The 19,298-nt window shown below is 68.7% G+C and carries 20 protein-coding genes and 1 pseudogene; 11 read left to right on the top strand and 10 right to left on the bottom strand.

Going from position 1 to position 19,298, the window contains the following annotated elements; translation table 11 throughout:
• Positions 1 to 352: 352 nt before the first annotated feature.
• Entirely contained in the window at positions 353 to 622 is a 270-nt protein-coding gene (locus ACIBLC_RS28650) for a hypothetical protein (RefSeq protein ID WP_399214140.1), read from the bottom strand.
• A gap of 231 nt (positions 623 to 853) precedes the next feature.
• Here ACIBLC_RS28650 and ACIBLC_RS28645 point away from each other — a divergent pair, with 231 nt between their 5' ends.
• The gene (locus tag ACIBLC_RS28645; protein WP_399214139.1) at positions 854 to 2,257 is read left to right on the top strand and encodes a DUF2252 domain-containing protein; all 1,404 of its coding nucleotides are present in this window, start codon (positions 854 to 856) and stop codon (positions 2,255 to 2,257) included.
• Positions 2,258 to 2,320: 63 nt separating this feature from the next.
• Entirely contained in the window at positions 2,321 to 2,740 is a 420-nt protein-coding gene (locus ACIBLC_RS28640; RefSeq protein ID WP_399214138.1) for an SHOCT domain-containing protein, read from the top strand.
• 36 nt (positions 2,741 to 2,776) lie between these two features.
• Here ACIBLC_RS28640 and ACIBLC_RS28635 read toward each other — a convergent pair whose 3' ends face one another.
• Complete coding sequence (locus tag ACIBLC_RS28635) at positions 2,777 to 4,090, bottom strand: cation:proton antiporter (RefSeq protein WP_399214137.1); 1,314 nt, start codon at positions 4,088 to 4,090, stop codon at positions 2,777 to 2,779.
• Positions 4,091 to 4,446: 356 nt separating this feature from the next.
• On the opposite strand from ACIBLC_RS28635, the gene ACIBLC_RS28630 reads away from it, so the two are divergent.
• Positions 4,447 to 5,787 carry a hypothetical protein gene (locus ACIBLC_RS28630; protein WP_399214136.1) on the top strand — a complete coding sequence of 447 codons (1,341 nt, stop codon included), beginning with the start codon at positions 4,447 to 4,449 and terminating at the stop codon, positions 5,785 to 5,787.
• 261 nt (positions 5,788 to 6,048) lie between these two features.
• Here the strand turns inward: ACIBLC_RS28630 and ACIBLC_RS28625 are convergent.
• Together ACIBLC_RS28625 and ACIBLC_RS28620 are read right to left on the bottom strand one after the other, a co-directional pair.
• Positions 6,049 to 6,135: pseudogene (locus ACIBLC_RS28625) on the bottom strand (integrase); the annotation flags it as partial.
• A 53-nt stretch (positions 6,136 to 6,188) separates the two neighbouring features.
• Positions 6,189 to 6,800, bottom strand: a complete 612-nt coding sequence (locus tag ACIBLC_RS28620; protein WP_399214135.1) for a TetR/AcrR family transcriptional regulator — start codon at positions 6,798 to 6,800, stop codon at positions 6,189 to 6,191.
• A 142-nt stretch (positions 6,801 to 6,942) separates the two neighbouring features.
• Between ACIBLC_RS28620 and ACIBLC_RS28615 the strand changes: the two genes are divergently transcribed.
• A complete protein-coding gene (locus ACIBLC_RS28615) occupies positions 6,943 to 7,677 on the top strand; it encodes an SDR family NAD(P)-dependent oxidoreductase (RefSeq protein WP_399214133.1) in 735 nt (244 codons plus the stop codon).
• Between the two features lie 45 nt (positions 7,678 to 7,722).
• The gene (locus ACIBLC_RS28610; protein WP_399214132.1) at positions 7,723 to 8,352 is read left to right on the top strand and encodes an NADPH-dependent F420 reductase; all 630 of its coding nucleotides are present in this window, start codon (positions 7,723 to 7,725) and stop codon (positions 8,350 to 8,352) included.
• A gap of 288 nt (positions 8,353 to 8,640) precedes the next feature.
• On the opposite strand, the gene ACIBLC_RS28605 is transcribed toward ACIBLC_RS28610, so the two are convergent.
• From ACIBLC_RS28605 to ACIBLC_RS28580, 6 genes are all read right to left on the bottom strand, one after another.
• Entirely contained in the window at positions 8,641 to 9,189 is a 549-nt protein-coding gene (locus ACIBLC_RS28605) for a TetR/AcrR family transcriptional regulator (RefSeq protein ID WP_399214131.1), read from the bottom strand.
• Between the two features lie 25 nt (positions 9,190 to 9,214).
• A complete protein-coding gene (locus ACIBLC_RS28600) occupies positions 9,215 to 9,691 on the bottom strand; it encodes a nuclear transport factor 2 family protein (RefSeq protein WP_399214130.1) in 477 nt (158 codons plus the stop codon).
• 397 nt (positions 9,692 to 10,088) lie between these two features.
• The gene (locus ACIBLC_RS28595) at positions 10,089 to 10,766 is read right to left on the bottom strand and encodes a hypothetical protein (protein ID WP_399214129.1); all 678 of its coding nucleotides are present in this window, start codon (positions 10,764 to 10,766) and stop codon (positions 10,089 to 10,091) included.
• Positions 10,767 to 11,465: 699 nt separating this feature from the next.
• The gene (locus ACIBLC_RS28590; RefSeq protein WP_399214152.1) at positions 11,466 to 11,918 is read right to left on the bottom strand and encodes a MarR family winged helix-turn-helix transcriptional regulator; all 453 of its coding nucleotides are present in this window, start codon (positions 11,916 to 11,918) and stop codon (positions 11,466 to 11,468) included.
• A 218-nt stretch (positions 11,919 to 12,136) separates the two neighbouring features.
• Positions 12,137 to 12,313: a CsbD family protein gene (locus ACIBLC_RS28585; protein WP_399214151.1), complete on the bottom strand. Its 177-nt coding sequence runs from the start codon at positions 12,311 to 12,313 to the stop codon at positions 12,137 to 12,139.
• 1,134 nt (positions 12,314 to 13,447) lie between these two features.
• Positions 13,448 to 13,810: an ANTAR domain-containing protein gene (locus tag ACIBLC_RS28580; protein WP_399214128.1), complete on the bottom strand. Its 363-nt coding sequence runs from the start codon at positions 13,808 to 13,810 to the stop codon at positions 13,448 to 13,450.
• 580 nt (positions 13,811 to 14,390) lie between these two features.
• On the opposite strand from ACIBLC_RS28580, the gene ACIBLC_RS28575 reads away from it, so the two are divergent.
• The 6 genes from ACIBLC_RS28575 (at position 14,391) to ACIBLC_RS28550 (ending at position 19,122) form a co-directional block, all read left to right on the top strand.
• Positions 14,391 to 14,765, top strand: a complete 375-nt coding sequence (locus tag ACIBLC_RS28575; RefSeq protein WP_399214127.1) for an STAS domain-containing protein — start codon at positions 14,391 to 14,393, stop codon at positions 14,763 to 14,765.
• A gap of 11 nt (positions 14,766 to 14,776) precedes the next feature.
• Entirely contained in the window at positions 14,777 to 15,481 is a 705-nt protein-coding gene (locus tag ACIBLC_RS28570) for an ANTAR domain-containing protein (protein ID WP_399214126.1), read from the top strand.
• Positions 15,482 to 15,487: 6 nt separating this feature from the next.
• Positions 15,488 to 16,246: an ANTAR domain-containing protein gene (locus ACIBLC_RS28565; protein WP_399214125.1), complete on the top strand. Its 759-nt coding sequence runs from the start codon at positions 15,488 to 15,490 to the stop codon at positions 16,244 to 16,246.
• 439 nt (positions 16,247 to 16,685) lie between these two features.
• Positions 16,686 to 17,489 carry an alpha/beta fold hydrolase gene (locus ACIBLC_RS28560; RefSeq protein WP_399214124.1) on the top strand — a complete coding sequence of 268 codons (804 nt, stop codon included), beginning with the start codon at positions 16,686 to 16,688 and terminating at the stop codon, positions 17,487 to 17,489.
• Positions 17,489 to 18,772, top strand: a complete 1,284-nt coding sequence (locus ACIBLC_RS28555) for a PP2C family protein-serine/threonine phosphatase (protein WP_399214123.1) — start codon at positions 17,489 to 17,491, stop codon at positions 18,770 to 18,772. The genes ACIBLC_RS28560 and ACIBLC_RS28555 overlap by 1 nt, the downstream gene beginning before the upstream one ends.
• On the top strand, positions 18,769 to 19,122 hold the full coding sequence (locus tag ACIBLC_RS28550; RefSeq protein ID WP_399214122.1) for an STAS domain-containing protein: 354 nt from the start codon (positions 18,769 to 18,771) through the stop codon (positions 19,120 to 19,122). The genes ACIBLC_RS28555 and ACIBLC_RS28550 overlap by 4 nt, the downstream gene beginning before the upstream one ends.
• Positions 19,123 to 19,298: the final 176 nt, after the last annotated feature.

Genomic DNA, 19,298 nt, shown 5'->3' with positions numbered 1-19,298 from the left:
GATGAGCGACCACAGTTCATCCGACACGATCCACGGTCGCGACTGACGCTTCCCCATGCTCACATCAACGAGCGATCAAGCGGACAGTCACATGATCAACCCGCTTTTGTTAGAGCCAGTTAGAGCGCCGGCCTAGGCCCGGGATGTTTGGTTTACGGTGCAGGACGACGAGTCGGTGTTGATGTACCCGCCGAGCGCTGTCGCCAATGTCGATCAGCGGCACCATAGCCAGCTCCCTGGGCAGGTGGTGCCCGAACGGGGCAATGCCGACTGTCTCTCGATGGCTGTTCGCAGGCCGTCTGCGAAGGCCAGGGACGCGCCGACGCGGTTGCGGGGCAGAGACCGCGGGAAACTATAGACCCCGTCGTTTTGTATGCCGGTCCCGGCGCCGACGCACGGTAAGGGCACAGGCGAGCATGCCGAGGCCCCAGGCGATCAGAAGCGCACCCCAGAGCGGCATGGTCACCTCTGGGATGAGGAGGCGTATCTCGACGTCCGCGCGGTTCTCGAAGATGAAGACCAGAGCGATCGCGGTGATCAGAACGAATGGTGTGAGGCGGCGGACACCGGGGCGGGACAGGAATGGCGTGTGCGGCTGTCGGTCTGTGCTGGTTCGACTCATGAGATGTCTCCATCACGTTGCCCCTCCGTCCAGCATCCTCTTCCGGCATGCGGCTCGCTACGGAGGGAGCCGTAGCTGGGGCGACTCAAGGCCGTCGCAGCGACGCCGAGGCCGAGGCTCAGGCCGAGGTGCTGTCCGGTGCGGGGTGTGGAACGGTGGAAGAGGGCCGGACAACAGGCCCGGATCGGGGCAAGTGTTCCCGAGGGCCGGCTCCGCCCAGGAGGTGGCGTCATGGCTGATCAGGAGAGCAGCGAGAGGCTTCCGGAGAAGAGGGCGGCGCTGGGCCGCGCCGCGCGGGCGGACGCGCCGCGCTCCGCTCACGCGGAGTACCAGCCGTCGGCGAAGCGACCGGACCCGGTGGACATCATCGAGGCGCAGTCGGCCGCCCGGCTGCCGGAACTCGTGCCCATCCGCTACGGCCGGATGCTGGAGTCCCCCTTCCGCTTCTACCGGGGTGCGGCTGCCATCATGGCCGGTGACCTGGCCGACACCCCCCGCTCCGGAATCACCGCGCAGCTGTGCGGGGACGCGCATCTGCTGAACTTCCGGCTGCTCGCCTCGCCCGAGCGGCATCTGGTGTTCGACATCAACGACTTCGACGAGACCCTGCCCGGCCCCTGGGAGTGGGACGTCAAGAGGCTGGCCGCCAGCCTGGCCATCGCCGGACGCGAAAACGGCTACACGGATGCCGAACGCGCCGCCGTCGTACGGACCGCCGTACGGTCCTACCGCGAGCGCATGCGCCACTTCGCCGACCTGGGCAACCTCGCCGTCTGGTACACCAAGGCCGACATGGACGTCCTGCGGGAGCTGGCGGACCGGAAGGTGGGGGCGCGGGCCCGGGAGCGTACCCGGCGGGCCATGGCCAAGGCCCGTGGCCGCGACAGCCTCCAGGCGTTCGAGAGGCTCACGGAGGTTGTGGACGGCCGACGCAGGATCGCCCCCGACCCGCCCCTGATCGTGCCGTTGCAGGACCTGATGCCGGGTGTCGAGCGGGATGCCATGGAGGAACAGCTGCGCGAGCTGATCGAGCGGTACAGCCACAGCCTGCAGTCCGACCGCCGCCATCTGCTGCGGCAGTACCGGCTCGTCGACATGGCCCGCAAGGTCGTCGGGGTCGGCAGCGTCGGCACCCGATGCTGGATCCTCCTGCTGCTCGGCAAGGACGACGAGGATCCGCTTCTCCTGCAGGCCAAGGAAGCCGACCGGTCGGTGCTGGCCCCGTACGCCGGCCCGAGCTCCTATGACAACCAGGGCCAACGGGTCGTCGCCGGACAGCGCCTCATGCAGGCCACCAGCGACATCTTCCTCGGCTGGGAACGCGTCACCGGCATCGACGGACACCAACGCGACTTCTACATCCGCCAGTTGCGGGACTGGAAGGGCATCGCCGCACCACAGCTCATGGTTCCCAAGGACATGCGCGCCTTCGGTGAACTCTGCGGCGCCACTCTCGCCCGCGCCCACGCCAGGTCCGGAGACCGCATCGCCATCGCCGCCTACCTCGGTGCCGGAGATGCCTTCGACCGCGCACTCAGCGTCTTCGCCGAACGCTACGCCGACCAGAACGAACGCGACCACCAGGCCCTCACCGACGCCGTGCACAACGGACGGATCTCCGCCCAAGCCGCTTGACGCGTGCAGAGGGCCGGAGATGACTGTCGCGCCGCAAGGCCCGGCAGAGACAGGAGAACGACTGTGAGCGACAACGTGTATCTGGCAGACGACTATCCGCTTCTGGGCGCGTTCTGGACCATGATGTGGATCTTCCTGTGGATCCTGTGGATCATCCTGGTGTTCCGCGTCATCGGCGATGTCTTCCGCGACGACTCGCTGAGCGGCTGGGGGAAGACGGGATGGACCTTCTTCGTGATCATCCTGCCGTACCTCGGAATCTTCGTGTACCTGATCGCCCGAGGTCGTGACATGGGCAAGCGTGAACAGCAGGCCGCCGGGGCACGGCAGCAGTCGCTCGACGCGTACCTCCAGGGAAGCGCCGGAAGTGCGGGCACGGGCGGCCACGCGCACGAGCTGACCAAGCTCTCCGAGCTCAAGAGCAGGGGTGTACTCACCGAGACGGAGTTCCAGCACGCCAAGGAGAAGGTCCTGGCGTCCTGACCTCGACCCGGGCGTCCCACCGCCGGCTTCCCTGCCTCACCTCTCGGGCTTGTCCGGGGGACCGAGCCCACGGCGCACGGAGCTCTCGGGGACGGATGTGTCCTCGCGCAGGTCGCGCGTGATTGCCGCGGTCTTCTCGAGCCGGCGGCCGTACCGCTCGGCGAGGGCCACGGCGGAGATGCCGTGCAGGAGGACGCTGAGGCCGACAGTGATCGCGACCACCCTGCCCAGCAGTTCCACCCCGCGGACGTTTTCCTCCACCACGAGCAGCGCCAGCACGACGGACGCGAGACCGCGCGGCCCGAACCACCCGATGTACGCCACCGTGGGGGGCCGCAGCCCGCTCCCGGCGAGCGAGAGGGCCACCGGCAGCATCCTGACGACAGTGAGACTGAGCACCGCGTACAGGATGATCCGCCAGCTCAGGTGCTCCAGTGTGGGGCCGAGCAGCACCGCCCCGAAGACGAGCAGGCTGATCGCCGCGAGGAACCCTCCGAGATTCCCGGCGAACTCGGCTGTGCGGTCCGGGTCTTCCTGCTCGTGGTCGGTTCGGTAGCGGCGCAGGGCGAACCCGAGGGCGAATCCGGCGACCCAGGCGGCGATGAAGCCACTGCCGCCCGTCACGACGGCGAGTTCGTACGACGCTGCCGCGAGGGCCAGCGGATAGACCTGCCGCCACTCCCCCGCGGCCCATCCCCTGGCCCTGGACCACTGCAGCAGCCGACCGCCGAGCCCACTGACGAGGAGACCCAGCGCGGTACTCAGGACAAGTGCGCGCCAGAAGACACCCGCCGCGCCCTCTTCCGCGTACTGCGTGCCCGGGATGGCCGCCAGGAACAGGACGAAGAAGGGCAGCACCATGCCGTCGTTCAGGCCGCTTTCGACATTCAGGCCATGACGTACGAGCGCCGGGACGCGCGAATGGAAGAGGGCGGCCTTTCCGAGGGCGGCGTCGGTGAGGGCGAGGATGGCGGCGACCAGTGCGAGTTCCCACACCGTCAACCCCGGCAGCAAGGGCCAGGCGAGCAGCCAGCCCGCCCCGATACTCAGCGGCAGCCCGATGCCCAGCAGGCGGCCCGACAGAAAGCCGCCGGTCACCAGGTCGCGCCCGCGGACCGTCATGGCATCGGTGAACAGCACGAGCGCCAGGGCGGCCTCGAGAAGCACGATGATCGGTGCGGCGTCGTGCTTCAGATCGACGAGGTCGAGCGCGGCCGGGCCGAGGAGGATCCCGGAACCGACGAACACGATCGCCGGCGACAGCGGTGTCGAGGCCGGCCGACGCGAGCCCAATGCGTAGGCGGCCGTGACACCCGCCACCGCCACACCGGTCCAGGCGCCACCGCTCATCTTCTGACCCTCCGGATCCGTCCGCCGTCAGTCCCGGCAGACTGTCGACTCCTGCGCCGCTGCGGCACCCCGCCTTCCGCCTGATCGCGCCGGTGGCTTCCTTCTAGAGGCCGGCGAAGGACTGCCTCCGACGTCGACGAGGACACGCCGGGTGGCACCGCCCGCCCAGTGGAACGACGAGGCGTAGTCCCTCCGGACAGGCCGGCGACCGCGGCGGCCGGCTCAGAGGTGGTGCAGGGCTCACGGCCCCGGGCCGCGGACCACGTCTGGTCCGTACGGCCCACCTGGGCGGGCCGTCCAGCCGTACAGCGGCGGAAATGGAGGTAGGCACTCACCCAAGACGTCCTGGAGCCTCCATGGCCAGCCCGCACGAGCCGTCCGAGCCCGTCGCCACCTCAGAGAGAAAGGCGGGTGATGCAACGGGGGGTGGCCGCAAGCACGGCTCGGCGGCCGTGCGGATCACGCGGAACACTGCCTCGGCCGTGCTCATCGTGCTCACCTGCATCCTGGTGCCGGTCGCCCTGCTCACCGTGTGGGTGCACGACATCGCGTTGGACACCGACCGGTACGTGGCAACGGTCTCGCCTCTGGCCTCGGATCCAGCGATGGAGGACGCGGCGGTCAAGCGCATCACCCAAGCCGCCGACGTGCGGGTGGACGGCACCCAGGCCGCCGCGGACATCGCCGCCTGGATGCAGTCGCAGGGGCTGCCGCCCCGCGCCGCGCAGGCCGTGCAGGGGCTGGGCCCGCAGCTCGACTCCGCGGTCAACGACACGGTCGAGAAGGCGGCCGCCCGTTTCGTGCGCAGCGATCGCTTCGAGCGGATCTGGACGGACGCCAACCGGGCCGCCCACGCCGTGGTCGTGCACGCGCTCACGGGCGAGGGCCGTGGTGCAGTGGGGGTGGACGGCGGGACGGTCACCCTCGATGTCGGCGAAGCCGTCGATCAGGTCAAACGGGCGCTCGTCGAAGCCGGTTTGTCGCCGGCCGCCAAGATCCCCGAGGTCGACCAGCAGATGGTGCTCTTCCAGTCCGACCAACTGGAGAAGATCCGCAAGGGCGCCCATCTGCTGGACGTGATCGGGAATTGGTTTCCCGCGCTGGTCGTGGTGATCGGCGCGGCCGGCGTGCTGCTGGCCCGGCGGCGGCGCCGGGCCCTGGCCCGTACGGCTCTCGGCGCGGCCTTCGCCTGCCTGGTCGTGGCCGTCATCCTGGTCATCGCCCGCCGCTACTACCTGGATCATCTCCCGCCCCAGGTTCAGTCGGAGGCCGCCGCGGCAGCCGTCTTCGACACCCTGCTGCGCTTCCTGAGGGTCAGCCTGCGCACAGCGATCGTGCTCGGTGTGGTCATCGCGCTGGGCGCCTATCTGATCGGCCCGGGAAGGCTGCCGCTCGTCGTCCGCGGCACCTCCGAGCGCGCCGCCGACTCCGCGGCACACTGGGCATACGCCCACCAGGTCCGCACCGGCCGGGTGGGAACCTGGGCCGAGGCCCAGCGGCGGTGGATCGCCTTGGCCCTCCTGCTGATCGTGGCCCTGGTCTTCGCGCTCTGGAACCACCCGACGGCACTGACCATCCTGCTGCTGGTCATCGTCCTGCTGGCCGTCCTCGCGCTCCTCGCGCTCCTCGCTGCCACCGGCCGCGCCACCATCGGTGCCGAGAGAGGGGCACCCCCGCGCCCGGACGGCCGCGGGTGACCTTCCGCCGGTCGCGTCACACGCCCTTCGGGGCGCGCCAGAAGAGCGCGGATCCGCGCCCACGCCCCCGTCGACCACTCCGAGCCCACAGAGCGGGTTCCGTCCACCCATGAAGTACGGCACTCCGACATTCCGGCACCCCGGCGAGCTGCCCCGGCTAGTGCTCTGACCGGATGGGTTCGCCGGGTTGTTCAGGCCGCGGCGGCGAAGGGGCCGGCCTCCCCAGCGGATGCCCTTCTCGCTGCGGATGCGGGCGCGTTCCTAGCGTTCGGCGGCCAGGACCTCGCGGTGGCGGGCGTTGGCGTTGCGCCGGCGCAGATAGGCGTGCAGGGCCCGGGTCTGCGCGGTCTGTGTCTCAGCGGCGACCGGCAGCGCGTCCATCCCGGCCGCGGAGTGTCAAGTCAACTTGACACTTCCTCCCGTCGCCGGTCATCGCCGGCTGTGGCGGGGATGGCGTTGTCGATGAGGACGGCGGCGATGGCGGCGGCGGCGGGGAAGGCGTCGGCGTTGAGGACCCGGGTGCGGGCCGCGGCGCCGTCGATGAGCAGCGCGAGCTGCTCGCCGAGCTGTTCAGGGTCGGCGGCGCCGGCTTCGCGGGCTGTCTCGGCGAGCCGCGCGGCGACGGCCTTCTTGTAATCGCGTGCGTACTGGGATGCGGGGTGCTCGGGGTCGTGGAGTTCGACGGCGGCGGCGATGTAGGGGCACAGGGGGGTGGTGGGGGGAATGTCGAAGGCGGCGAGGAGCCGTTCGCGGGGCGTGAGGTCGGTGCGGTCGAACACACCGGACAGAACGGAGGGGTCGAACCCGCGCAGGTACTCGGCGACGAGTTCGTCCTTGCCGGTGAAGTGCTGGTAGGCCGTGCGCTTGGACACCTGGGCCGCCGCGCAAAGCTGGTCCATGCCGGTGCGGTTGATGCCCTGTTCGCGGAACAGCTGCTGGGACGCGCCGAGGATGCGCTCGCGGGCGCCCCGGCCGCGGCGGCGGCCCTTGGGACCCTTCTCCAACTCCGTCATGGGTCCATGGTACCTCAGCTGGGTAACGACCGGTGTACATAGTTTGCGTCCCGACCGCCCGCCCCGTACCGTAAGCACACAGGGCGGTGTACATAACCCCGTCATCCCAGGTGCGCAGCACCAACGAACCCAGGGAGCGACTATGGGAAAGCTTGACGGCAAGGTAGCGGTCATCACCGGCGGCACCACCGGCATGGCGCTGGCCGGCGCGAAGCTGTTCGTCGACGAGGGAGCGCACGTCTTCATCACCGGCCGCCGACAGGACGCCCTGGACGAGGCCGTGAAGCAGATCGGCCGCAACGTGACCGGCGTTCAGGGCGACGCCGCCGACCTGGACGACCTGGACCGCCTGTACGACACCGTCAAGCGGGAGAAGGGAAACCTCGACGTGCTGTGGGCCAGCGCCGGCGTGGGCGAGCCCGCCCCGCTCGGCGAGATCACCGAGGCCCACTTCGACGCCGCGTTCCACCTCAACGCCCGCGGCACCCTGTTCACCGTCCAGAAGGCCCTCCCGCTCTTCAACGACGGTGGCTCCATCCTCATGACCAGCTCCAACGCCTCCCTCGGCGCCTTCCCCGGCTGGAGCGTCTACGCCGGCAGCAAGGCCGTCCAGCAGGCCTGGGCCCGCGTCTGGCTCAACGAGCTCAAGGACCGCCGCATCCGCGTCAACGTCCTGACCCCCGGCCAGGTCGCCACCGCCAAGCAGGAAGAACTCTTCGACGAGGCCACCAAGCGCCAGTTCGAGTCCCTCATCCCCCGCGGCCAGATGGGCCGCCCCGACGAAATCGCCAGCGCCGCCCTCTTCCTCGCCTCCGACGACTCCAGCTACGTCAACGGCATGGAACTCGTCGCCGACGGCGGCATCACCGCCATCTGAACCGCCATCTGAACCGAACAACATACAACCAGGGCAGGACATCTCATGAGCAGCATCATCGGCACCGGGAACATGGCCCGCACCATCGGCGTGCGGGCGGTAGCGGGGGGCAACACCGTCGAGGTCATGGGCCGCGATCAGTCCAAGGCCGCTGACCTGGCCAAGGCTCTCGGCAGCGGCGCCACGACGGGAGAATGGGGCACCGCCCCGGCCGGGGACATAGTCATCGTGGCCCTGTTGTACGACGGCGTCGTGCCGGTCGTCGCCCAGTACGGAGACGCTCTCGCGGGCAAGGTCATCGTCGACATCAGCAATCCCTTCAATTCCACGTTCGACGGGCTGGCCCACCGCGAGGAGACCTCGATCGCGCAGGAAGTCGCCAAGGCGGCTCCGGCCAGCGCCAGCGTGGTGAAGGCGTTCAACACCGTCTTCAGCCATGTCCTGGAGAAGGGGCGACCCGACGTCTTCATCGCCGGCGACAACGCGCAGGCCAAGGCAAGTGTGGAGGCGTTCATCGAGAGCCTCGGGCTGCGCCCGCTGGACGTCGGGGGCCTGAAAATGGCGCACTGGCTGGAAGGAGCGGGCGTGGTCACCGTGGGCCTCGCCAACCACGGGGTGGGGAACTTGGACTTCGCCCTCAGCATCACCGAACTTCCCGCCCAAGCAAACGATTGACGGATCACCGAAAGGACTCGCCATCGAAGCTCAGTTTCACACTTCCCATAGTCGGGACCGCTATTGAGAGAGCTGTCCGAAGTCTCAACCCACCGGCACAGGAGCCCCAACTTCGAGGACCTGGGGGGCGGCATGCGGACTACTAAGCCGGAGTGAACTGGACACGCCCGCTGCGGAGTTGGCCAAACAGCTACAGGAGGTCCAGGCCGAGAGGGAGGAGCTCGTGATCGCCGGGTCCTGAACCGGCTATCCGAGCGGGGCCGACGTCGCCGAACCGCCGGTATCAGGTCATCGAGCGGTGAGGACGTGCGCCCACGGCTCATCGATGTCGGCCAGACCCAGCACGGCGACCACGTTGTCGAGCATTCCGGCGCCGAACCAGCGCCGCACGGCGTCGTCGTCGCCCAGCAGCTGCCGAACGGTGTCAACCTGCTTGGCGTAGCACCGGCGCACGGCCTGCCCCACCAGCGGCTCGCCAGTGGCACAGTTCGCGTGCATGAGGAAACGCAGGACGTTCCGGTCCGCGACGAGCGCGGCGTAGGCGCCGCGCGCCGCATCCAACGCCGCCTCGGGCGCCCGCCCGGCCCCGCCCGACGCCGGCGAGTGAGCGACCAGCGTGTCCGTCATGACGACGGACACGTGGTCGACCACCGCCGCGAACAGCGCTTCCTTGTTCGGGTACAGGCGATAGAGATACGGCTGAGAGACGCCGACCCACTCTGCGATCTCGTGCGTCGTCGTACCGTAGAAACCCTTTTGCGCGAAGCAGTCGACCGCGGCGGCCACGATGGCCCGACGTCGTTCGTCGCTCTTCGTGCTAGTACCGGCGGCAGGCATGGGCGTCAGTCAAACACGGCTCTCCTCAGCCTCCAAAAGTCACGCTGCGGTCAGAGTCGGACGGCGGCACGTCGTGGGGCGTGAGCGCCTCGATCGCCACCAGCGGGTTCCAGTAGTCCAGGTAGTGGGTGATGAGCGCGTCGTCATCGGTCCGGACGACGGAGATGCACGTCTGCTCGTACGGCTTGCCGGTCGGCAGCGCCGTGCCCTTCGAGCGGAATTCGGCGATCACCAGACTCGGATCGACCGTGTCGTGGAACACCAGGTCGCCGAACTCGACGTCAAAGGTCTCGGGGAAGCCCTTCATGTGGGCAAGCAGGGCGTCTCGTCCCGTGACCTGCTTCGGCACGCCTTCCGGGGCGTACGGGAACTCGAGCACCGCGTCCGGGGCGAACAGCTTCACCCACTCCTCGGTGTGTCCCGCGGCGGTAAGGCGCAGGTGCTCGGCTACGGCGTGCTGGGCAGCGGCGCGGCGGTTGGCGTCGTCTTCCTTGACTGTCATCATCACTCCTACGTTAGTGGTCGACCTATAACCTACCATGGCCAGCCGTTGCGGGTAGTCGTGCGGGAGGTAACGGGGCCCTTGCCGTAGTTGGGGCGCCGGTCGAGCACGGCTTCGCCCACCTGGCCTTGTTGGACAGCTTCTGCCCTCGCGTCAACGGCCGGTTCCGGGCGGCCTTGTAGCCGTTGATCACCGGCGGGTCGGCGTCGGGACCGCTGCCGTCGAGTCCAGCCGAACTACGTCGTTTCACGCCAGCCACGCTCAGCGACGTGGGCACTCTCGTGGACCGGCTCGCGCACATCCGACGCGCCGGGTAGTCCGTCACGCGCGGTGATATTTGATCAGCAGCCGAAGACTGCTATCCCCTATCCCCGACAGCGAGTGGTTCTGAGCAAGCTCACCCCGCTCGGTCAGGAGCAGTCACTACGGCCATGAAGACCGGTCCGCAGTCCGGCACGTAGACCTCCATCGTCTCCATGCGGGACAGCGCGTCCCTGCTGAGCACGCCTTCCTGTTCGTGGTGGAAGACGAGTGCCTCGGCAAGCCCCCGCAGGTCCTCGTGTCCAGGAGGAGCGGGTGAGGCGGTGATGCGGCAGCCCTCGGTGTCCGCCCCCTGGCTGATGTGATCGATGGTCGAGTGGAGAGCTTCCGGTGCCGGGGCCGAGTCACTTTCGTGCCACAGGTAGATGTGCTCGATCCGTCGGCCCGCACCGTCTGTCCGCTGCAGCACATGCGGTGCACCGTTCCTCGCCGCGAGGTTCCGGTCGTAGATCATTACGGCCTCTGGGCACCCGCACTGCTGGCACGCTTTGATGATGGGCTTGTTCTGGACCATTGACCTGATGGCCAGTGCGTTGACGCTGTGTCGGATGAAGCAGTGCAGGCAGTGCAGCGCGCTCTGCTCCATGACCTCCGAGCCTCTGCCCAGCGCCTGCGCGAGCTCGAAGTAGGGAGGAGTGGCCATGCCGGCGTTGAAGACGGAGAAGTTGCTGGTGAGCAACGCGAAATTTTCATCGGCCGCAGCTGTCGTGAAGGTGGCGAACTCCCGGTGCAGGGGGTGGACACGGCCATCCACAGAGAGGTGCGTGATCGAGTTGACGTCTGTCCAGGGGGAGTTCGAGGGCCCTCCGCGGGAGAGACGGGATCGCAGACGTTTCCACACAGTGCGCTCCTCGAACGGGAAGGTTCACCTCCCTCATCCTCCGACAGCCACAACTGAGTGACAAGCGGGGTTACCAGGCTAATCCTGGCGGGTGCCGGCGGCAGGCGGGTGGGTTCAGTCGAATCCAACCCGGAGGTGTGTCACAGGACCCCGGGCCCTGTGGTCACCTACGTAGGACTGGTCAGTGGGAGTCGCTGCCCAGATGGCAGGGACCGCACTTGGCGGCGTCCGCCCACAGCCACAGGTCGACCTCCCAGCCGTCGGCGGCGATCACGTCCGTCGTGCGCAGCACAGCGCCGAGCCGTCGTCCTTGAAGACGACCTCAGGTATGTGGTGGAGGAGGTACCCGGCGTTGAAGCGCTCCCCTCCTGCTGCCCCAGCTGGAGTTCGAGACCGTTGTCCGGGACCTGGTGACCGCTGCCGCCGTGCCCGCGCCCATCACCGGGGAGGCGACGGCACACTCCAGTTCTCCGCCGGTCTGCACGCACCCGCTCCCGGCGAACTGGGCCGCCGTAGTTGGCCACCCGGGCCCCGGAATCGGTACGTCCGTCGAGCGAATGCGACTGGCCAGGTATTGCTGCCGCGGGAGCGTACGGTCTCAAGCGCGCGGTCTCAGCGGCTTGGATGCCTGCCGCGAGCAAGCCTCCGCGGTCCGGTGCCTGTGATGCCTCGTGGTGCGGCGCCTTCTGCGCCGCGTGTCAGTTGGCCTTGTCGCCGGTGAGGGCGATGTCCAGGTGCGCGAGCAGCGCGCGAGCGCGTGGCCAGTTGGTGCGGTTCGAGCAGGCCGAAGCATTGGCGAAGTGCGTGCGTTCCCGCTTGTTCCACGGCTGTCGGTGCCGTGCGGCCCGTGTCCATCAGGGACACGGTCTTGCGGCGGCGGTCCTCGGGGTCGCTGGTCCGGGCGACCATGGCAAGGCGCTCAAGGCCTTCGACGATCTGGGTGACGGAGCGCGGCGCCTGACCGAGGGAGGCGGCAAGCTCCGCCTGGGCCTGGTGGAGCGCGCCGCGGCCAGCCAGCGCCTGAAGGACCTTGGTGCGGGACAGGGACAGGCCGCAAGTCGCCATCATGCGCTGGAGGATTCCCGCCCACTTCGGGGAGCCTCACCGTCCCGGTCAGGCTCGCCGAAGACGCATGCATCCCACTGCTACGGCGCTCGAAAGCGTTGATGTCGGTGGACATACCCGCTCGAAGCAACCGGCGGACGGCTATCTGCCTCGGGCAGAGCCCGCACAGCGCAGGTCCCGACAGCCATGCAGCTGCCGGGACCTGGGCATGTGGGGTTCTACTTGGGCTTGATGGCGTCCTTGGCCTTCTCCTTGGCCGCGCGCAGGTCGCCCTTGGACTCCTCGGTCTGGCCCTTGGCCTTCAGGGACTCGTTGCCAACCGCTCCGCCGACGACCTTCTTGACCTTGCCCTCGACCTGCTCGCCCTTGGCCTGAGCCTTCTCGTCCGCTGCCACAGTCACTCACCCCTGCCTTGATCGAATTACGTTCGCTACTCCGGGTCCCCCCGCACTCAGGTGCCAAACCTGATGATTCACGACCGGTTCGCTCGGCCATGGGACACCTGAGCTTGGATAGACCCGCTGGAGCCCTCCCATTACCTGGTGTCACCGGGTCCGGAAGCATCGACAGACCGCTGACTAGAGGCATGACCACCGGCTTCTTCGCAGGTCGGGAGGCTCTTCGCAATGTGGATGCGACGATCGGTGCCATGGGACGGCCGGGCGAGGACGACCGAAGGACGCATGTGATCGACGTCAGTGACATAGGCGCTTTTCTCGGCCTGGACTTCGCGAAGGGCGAACACCACGCCACCGCCGTACACCGGCCGGAAAGAAAGCCATGCGGAGCGGCGAGCGGGGCGATATCAGCGGGACCAGACAAGCGAAACTTCCGGAGCTGCTTCTGTGCCTGCTCGGTGTCCATCGGGATCTGCTCGGCGCTTTGCTGGTCCTCCTCCTTTTGCGAGGTGGCGAGGTCCACCTTTTTGCCCAGGACCCGCGTGTACACGGTGGCGGCTAGTGCGGCACCGGTCAGGAGGGTCTTGGTGACCGTGGAGGCGCCGACGCCCTTCTGGTCGCGGACCCGGTCACGGGCGGCGGCCAGCACTCCGGCCCCGCCGATCAGGTGGGCGCCGACGGCCACGGCTCCCAGCGGGGCCCACTTCACCCAGCCCGCCGAGGCGATGCGCGCGGTGCCGTCTTCGGTGATGCCCTCCGCCTCGGCGGCGCCGTTGAGGCCGACCGCGCCCATCAGGGCACCGCCGAACCACGCGGCAACACCGAGATCGTGTGCACTGCGGAGGAACGTGTTGCGTTCAGTCATGATCATTCTTCGGTCGGGGCCGACGCCTGATGGGCCGGCTCTCCACTTCGCCCGGCGATACTCACGGCTCGTTCGTCGCGGCTCGCGACGGCCGGGTGAGGTGGCGCGTGGTCCTGGGAGGCGGGAAATGCCACGCGTGCGGAGCGGCGGTCCGGGTGCGGGCCGCACGGGCCACTTCGGTTGTGTGCCTGAGCCAGGGCGGCAGGGGGACGGGGAGCCCAGGGACTGGATTCGCTTGGTCCGCCCAGGCCGCGGCCTGTCGGCGGTCAGTGCCGGGCGTCGTCTCGTGCCGGGGCCGCCCGGAGGGAGGACAGCGGTATGACCCGGATCGAGCGCGGGGTTCTTGTCGTTCCTGCTTCGTCCACGAGGTGCTGGGCGGCTGCGCGCAGTTCGGTCTCGGCGCGCAGGGAGGACTGCTCCAGGATCTGCCAGGCGTGGTCGAGGGAGCAGCCTTCGACGGCCATGATCATGCCGAGAGCCGTGTCGATCATCGATCGGGTGACGAGTGACCGGCGCAGCCCGTCGACTTCTTCAGGCAGACGCTGGACTGCCTGAGCGGTGTCCCGGGGCGGGTGGTCAGCGGCGGGATCGGCGAGGTGGTACTGAACGGGATCGGTCGACGGCTGCACGGTATGGCCCCCAACGTGTCGGGCGACAGGCTCCGGGGCTGGGGAGACGTCACGTTCGTACGAAGCCGGTAGGCCCGTACGCGACTCTGCGAGTGCCCCGACGAGCGGAGCTGATGCAGCGTCGGGGTCACGCTTCGAACACGGAGTTGATGCGGCATAGGGGTCATTGGGCGAACACGGAAGGCGCCGTCCGAGTTCGGCGGCACCGGCCGACGGAGACGGCTTGTTCGAGAGTGCGACCGGCTGTGCGCGGGCATGTGGTTCTGTTCAGGCAGCGGGGGCAGGGAGTATGTTGGAAGTCACGTCCTAGCCCCGACGTGGCCAACACGATGTCGCATGCGCCTGCGGGGTTGAGGATTCTCGACCCGGGTCATTCTTCAGGTCCGCACGTCACAGCGCTCTTTGGGAGTCCGTGGTGCGTGACCGTCCCTGACGTTTCGTCATTGACGGCGTCCGAAGTGGACACGCCCGCCTATCAGGTCTCTGCTGGGTGTTCACACCGGATGCGTGATCCGAGGTCTGTATCAACCCCACTGTTTCCTTCCGGTTCTTCTGCGCGCGGGAAGGTCCTCATCGTCTCGTGCTGTTCGTGGCCGGCGAAATCGACCTGGTCACCGCGCCCCTCCTTCTGACCGCTGTGAATACTTGCGCGCGCCGACCTGTGCAGTACGTGGACGTGGATGTCTCCGGTATCAGATTCTGTGACGTCACCGGCCTGAACGTCTTCCTGGAATCAGCCCGCGTCTCTGCCGCCCGGGGGTGCCGGCTGCGGTTACGGCGGCCCGCGCCCCAATTGCGCCGCCTGCTGGACCTCACTTCCACCACCGCGGTCCTCGTCCAAGCCCCGGCACCCTCCCAGAACCGGCGCGCCGTGATCCTTCCATCGATGCAGCCCCGTCGGCGGGCCGGCCGCCGGATGCGCCGCAGTGGCCCGGGCAGGGCGGATGCCCAATGATGAGCGAAGACATGGCCAGGGTCGTTTCGCTCCTCCAGGTGAGGAGCGGCCCGGGGGGCGTCGACGACGTCATCGAAGCCGGATGTGAGGTTCTGGGGGTCCATGGTCTCGCGGTGTCCCTCGTGGTGCCCGGGATCGGCCTGGAACCGGTGTCCTGCTCCGGCAAGCAAGCCCAGATGTTCGGAGACCTGCAGTTCACCCTCGGCGAGGGCCCCTCGGTGGATGCCGCCCACAAGGGAAGGGCCGTCAGCGTGGCGGATCTGGCGGGGGAAAGGGCAGACCGGTGGCCCCTGCTTCTGCGGGAGACCGCAGGAATACGGGTCCGATCCGTCTTCTGTTTCCCGCTGACGATCGGAGCGATCCGCGTCGGCGTGCTCACCGCGACCCGTCGGCAGGTGAGCGCCCTGACCCGCCAGCAGAGCGACGACGCACTCGCCCTGACCGCCACCCTCACCCACCTCTACCTCTCCAGCGAACCCGACCACCACGAGATCACGCCCCACGAGGACTTCCACCACATGGTGGTCCACCAGGCCACCGGCATGCTCAGTGTTCAGCTCGGCACCTCTCTGGCCCAGGCGCTCCTTCGGCTGCGCGCCCACGCCTACGGCCAGAACCGGCCCATCACCGACATCGCCCAGGACATCGTCGACCGGCGCCTGCGGCTCTCTCCTCCCACCGACGGCGAACTCGCGCCCACTGAAGACAAGGACTGACTGCCCATGCCCCGAGAGCAGCAGCTCACCGACGTATTTCTGGACATCGCCGACTCCCTGGTCAGCGACTTCGACATCCTCGAATTCCTCCAGCAGTTCACCATCCACTGCGCGGCCCTCCTGGACGTCGCGACCGCGGGTGTTCTCCTCGGCGACGAGCGGGGTCACCTCCAGCTGCTGGCCGCCTCGGACGAGAACACCCGCATGCTGGAAGTGTTCGCCGTCCGGCACGAACAGAGCCCCTGCGTCGACTGCTTCCGCTCAGGCCATTCCGTTCCTCACGTCGACCTCACCCAGCCCGAGGCCCTCGTACGCTGGCCCCAGTTCACCCAGGCCGCCCGGGAACGCGGGTTCGCCGCCGTGCACGCCTTCCCGCTGCGCCTGCGCGGCACCGTCGTCGGCGCCCTGGGCCTGTTCCGCACCACCCCTCAACCCCTGGGCCAGAACGACGTGCTGCTGGCCCAGGCCATGGCGGACATGGCCACCATCGCCGTCCTCCAGCAGCGCACCCTGGCCCAGAGCGAGACCGAACGCGCTCAGCTCCAGTACGCGCTGACCAGCCGCATCATGCTCGAACAGGCCAAGGGAGTCCTCGCCGAACGCTGGCAGTGCACCGTCGACGAAGCCTTCACCGCCATGCGCGCCTACGCCCGCACCAACCAACTGCGGCTCACCGGGCTCACCCAGGCAATCGCGGACGGCACCTTCGACACCGATCAGATTCCCCACGCCGCGACCGACCTCAACGGGCGATCCACACGTTGAACGCGCCCGCGCAAGACCGAGCGGCTCGCCTCCGAGGAGCGGTGCCGCGCACGGGCGGCACGGCCCGCAGGCAGGAATGGGATGAGCTGGGTGGCGTAGGTGATCAGGTGGCGTCCGCTGACCGCCCTGACCCGGTCGATGGGGCTCCGTCCGGTCCTGGCTCCCCCGTTGGCGCTCGGATGTGGAAGGCGTCGACCGCTGCCGGGAAGAAGCCGAGGGCGTTCGCACCGCGGAGTTCCGCGAAGAGGACCTCGTGCAGCCGGGGCCACCCGTCAGTCTCGGACCACTCAGCCAAGCGGCGCCGGCAGGGCATGTCCGAGACGAGGACGAGCTCCTGCGGCAGGTGTTCCCACGCGATCCCGGTGTGCGGTACGACCAGTCTGCCCTGGAACACCGGCCGGTCCGGGGGCCGCGACGGAGGGATGGGAAACTGGCGGGTATGGATACCCGTCGCAGGAACAACGTCGTCGTCACCGGCCGTGCGGACGGGCCGGTGCTCCTGCTGGCACACGGCTTCGGCTGCGACCAGAACATGTGGCGCAAGGTGGTCCCCACGCTGGCCGAGAGCTACCGGGTGGTGCTCTTCGACTACGTGGGCTCGGGCCGAGCGGATCCTTCAGCGTGGGACGAGCGGCGATACAGCTCGCTGGATGGTTACGCGCTCGATGTGCTGGAGATCTGTGCGGAGCTGGACCTGCGGGCTGTGACGTTCGTGGGGCATTCGGTCAGTGCGATGGTCGGGGTGCTCGCGGCGGCGAAGGCGCCGCAGCGGATCGGCCGTCTGGTGATGGTCGCCCCCTCGCCCCGCTACATCGACGACGACGGCTACCGGGGCGGGTTCAGCGCCGAGGACATCGATGAGCTGTTGGAGTCCCTGGAGTCGAATTATCTGGGCTGGTCGGCGGCGATGGCTCCGGTCATCATGGGCAACGCGGATCGGCCGGAACTCGGCGAGGAGCTGACCGCCTCGTTCTGTGCGACCGACCCGGACATGGCCCGGGTTTTCGCCCGTACGACGTTCCTGTCCGACAGTCGCAAGGACCTGAAGACGGTCGCGGCCCCGACGCTGATCCTGGAGTGCCGTCAGGACGCGATCGCCCCCCGCGAGGTCGGCGCCTACATCCGCGACGCGATCGCCGGCAGCCGGCTGGTCACTCTGGAGGCGACGGGACACTGCCCGCAGTTGAGCGCACCGCAGGCCACCGCCGGGGCGATCACCGAGTTCCTCGGAGCAAGCCGTTGATGTGCCGCACCGACCAGGCTCCCGAGCCGGGTGAGGAACAGGACGTGGACGTCACGGACGCGGTGTTCACCTCGCTCCTTGAGGACAGTGCCGAGGAGTTGTACGAGCAGGCCCCGTGCGGGTATCTGTCGACGCTGATGGACGGCACCATCGCGAAGATCAACGCCACTTTGCTGGACTGGCTGGGCCTTGACCGTTCCCAGGTGGTGGGGCGGATGCGGTTCAGCGATCTGCTCACCGTGGGCGGCAAGCTCTACCACGAGACGCACTTCGCGCCGCTGCTGCAGATGCAGGGCCAGGTCAGCGGCATCGCCATGGACATCAAGGCGTCCGCCGGACGGCGGATGCCGGTGCTGGTCACCTCGAAGGTGAAGACCAGCGAGGACGGCGAGCCGCTGCTGGTCCGCACCACCGTCTTCGACGCCCGGGACCGGCGCGCCTACGAGGCCGAGTTGCTGCGGGGCCGCCGGGTGGCCGAGGAGGCACGCCGGCAGGCCGAGGCCGACCGCGAGCGGCTCCAGGAAGCTCTCGCCGTCCTCCAGCAGAGCCTGCTGCCCGCCCAGTTGCCCACCGTTCCGGGCCTGGAAGCTGGTTCCCACTACCACACGGCCTCCCCTGACCTGCTGGGCGGAGACTTCTACGACCTGTTCCCCCTGGACACCGGACGGTGGGCGTTCTTCCTCGGCGACGTGTGCGGCAAGGGCCCCCAGGCCGCCGCGATCACCTCGCTGACCCGCTACACCCTGCGCGCGGCCGCCCTCCATGACGCCGACCCGGTCACCGTGCTGACCACCTTGAACACGGTGCTGCACGAGCGGTACAGAAGCGGCGACACCCGCTACTGCACCGCCATATTCGGTGTCCTGGAACCCCGCGACGGGCACGCCGACGTGCACCTGGCCTCCGGCGGCCACCCCTCGGCGCTGATCCAGCGCGCGGACGGCAGTGCCGACTACCTCCCCACCCCGGGCGGGATGCTCATCGGCGTCCTGCCCCAGGCCCAGTTCGCCGCCACCCGTGCCCGGCTGCTGCCCGGCGACACCCTGCTCCTCTACACCGACGGCCTGACCGAGGCCCGCACAGGACCCGAGCGCGCACTGTACGGGGAGGACGCCCTGCGCGCCTTCACCGCCACTCAGCCGCCAGCGGGTCCGCAGGCCCTGATCACTGCCCTGACCGGGCTGCTCGCCGGGTTCGGCGAAGGACTCGACGACGACACGGCGCTGCTCGCCGTCGGTGTGCCCGCCCCGCTTCCCACCACCGCGAGTGGAAACCTGACATGAGCCCACTGACGATCACCACCCGAGACGTCGACACCGGTCCCGTACTGGAGATCACCGGTGACCTCGACCACGCGACGGCGCCAGAACTGCGCCAGGTCGTGGACGCTCTCACCCTTACCACGGGGCAACTCCTGGTTCTGGATCTGGCCGGTCTGCAATTCTGTGACTCCAGCGGGATCAGCACTCTGCTCGCGGCCAGGAGCCTGGCCATCGAGCAAGGCGCCGACATAGCCCTGGCCTCGGTCCCCGCCAACACCGCCCGCATCCTGGGCATCGTCGGTCTGGACCGGGTCTTCACCATCCATCCGGACGCCGCCGCGGCCACCGCCCGCAGATCCGCCGCCTGCTGATCCTGCCCTGCGCAGCCGCTCGCGCAGCCGCAGATGTGCGGTCAGGATCGGACAGACCTGATGTCCGAATGACCGGAGGTGGGCGTTGTCACCGGACCACAGGGCGGCGCCGTAGCGATGGCTACCGGCCCAGGCTGAGCGGGCGCACGTCGCCGGCCTCGTTCAGGCCTTGGGCG

The organism is Streptomyces sp. NPDC050535, from assembly GCF_044457665.1.
Taxonomy (GTDB): Bacteria; Actinomycetota; Actinomycetes; order Streptomycetales; family Streptomycetaceae; genus Streptomyces.
The sequence above is the reverse complement of the archived record's forward strand: the minus strand, read 5'-3'. Positions and strand labels throughout refer to the sequence as shown.